This window comes from Paenibacillus xylanilyticus, from assembly GCF_013359935.1.
Classification (GTDB): Bacteria; Bacillota; Bacilli; order Paenibacillales; family Paenibacillaceae; genus Paenibacillus; species Paenibacillus xylanilyticus.
This window is the reverse complement of the sequence record NZ_JABMCB010000061.1, coordinates 1-1,476: the sequence shown is the minus strand read 5'-3', so window position 1 is coordinate 1,476 and position 1,476 is coordinate 1. Positions and strand designations below refer to the sequence as shown.

The 1,476-nt window shown below is 48.8% G+C and carries 1 protein-coding gene and 1 pseudogene; both read left to right on the top strand.

Features of this window, described 5'->3' with window-relative positions; all coding sequences use genetic code 11:
- The first annotated feature begins 642 nt into the window (after positions 1–642).
- Positions 643–966, top strand: a pseudogene (locus HP552_RS34750) (phage holin, lambda family).
- Positions 950–1,426, top strand: a complete 477-nt coding sequence (locus HP552_RS00420) for a glycoside hydrolase family 24 protein (protein ID WP_000229403.1) — start codon at positions 950–952, stop codon at positions 1,424–1,426. The pseudogene HP552_RS34750 and the gene HP552_RS00420 overlap by 17 nt, the downstream one beginning before the upstream one ends.
- Positions 1,427–1,476: the final 50 nt, after the last annotated feature.

Here is a 1,476-nt window from a genome sequence, read left to right as displayed (position 1 = left end):
GCATGATATTGACTTATTGAATAAAATTGGGTAAATTTGACTCAACGATGGGTTAATTCGCTCGTTGTGGTAGTGAGATGAAAAGAGGCGGCGCTTACTACCGATTCCGCCTAGTTGGTCACTTCGACGTATCGTCTGGAACTCCAACCATCGCAGGCAGAGAGGTCTGCAAAATGCAATCCCGAAACAGTTCGCAGGTAATAGTTAGAGCCTGCATAACGGTTTCGGGATTTTTTATATCTGCACAACAGGTAAGAGCATTGAGTCGATAATCGTGAAGAGTCGGCGAGCCTGGTTAGCCAGTGCTCTTTCCGTTGTGCTGAATTAAGCGAATACCGGAAGCAGAACCGGATCACCAAATGCGTACAGGCGTCATCGCCGCCCAGCAACAGCACAACCCAAACTGAGCCGTAGCCACTGTCTGTCCTGAATTCATTAGTAATAGTTACGCTGCGGCCTTTTACACATGACCTTCGTGAAAGCGGGTGGCAGGAGGTCGCGCTAACAACCTCCTGCCGTTTTGCCCGTGCATATCGGTCACGAACAAATCTGATTACTAAACACAGTAGCCTGGATTTGTTCTATCAGTAATCGACCTTATTCCTAATTAAATAGAGCAAATCCCCTTATTGGGGGTAAGACATGAAGATGCCAGAAAAACATGACCTGTTGGCCGCCATTCTCGCGGCAAAGGAACAAGGCATCGGGGCAATCCTTGCGTTTGCAATGGCGTACCTTCGCGGCAGATATAATGGCGGTGCGTTTACAAAAACAGTAATCGACGCAACGATGTGCGCCATTATCGCCTAGTTCATTCGTGACCTTCTCGACTTCGCCGGACTAAGTAGCAATCTCGCTTATATAACGAGCGTGTTTATCGGCTACATCGGTACTGACTCGATTGGTTCGCTTATCAAACGCTTCGCTGCTAAAAAAGCCGGAGTAGAAGATGGTAGAAATCAATAATCAACGTAAGGCGTTCCTCGATATGCTGGCGTGGTCGGAGGGAACTGATAACGGACGTCAGAAAACCAGAAATCATGGTTATGACGTCATTGTAGGCGGAGAGCTATTTACTGATTACTCCGATCACCCTCGCAAACTTGTCACGCTAAACCCAAAACTCAAATCAACAGGCGCCGGACGCTACCAGCTTCTTTCCCGTTGGTGGGATGCCTACCGCAAGCAGCTTGGCCTGAAAGACTTCTCTCCGAAAAGTCAGGACGCTGTGGCATTGCAGCAGATTAAGGAGCGTGGCGCTTTACCTATGATTGATCGTGGTGATATCCGTCAGGCAATCGACCGTTGCAGCAATATCTGGGCTTCACTGCCGGGCGCTGGTTATGGTCAGTTCGAGCATAAGGCTGACAGCCTGATTGCAAAATTCAAAGAAGCGGGCGGAACGGTCAGAGAGATTGATGTATGAGCAGAGTCACCGCGATTATCTCCGCTCTGGTTATCTGCATCATCGTCTGC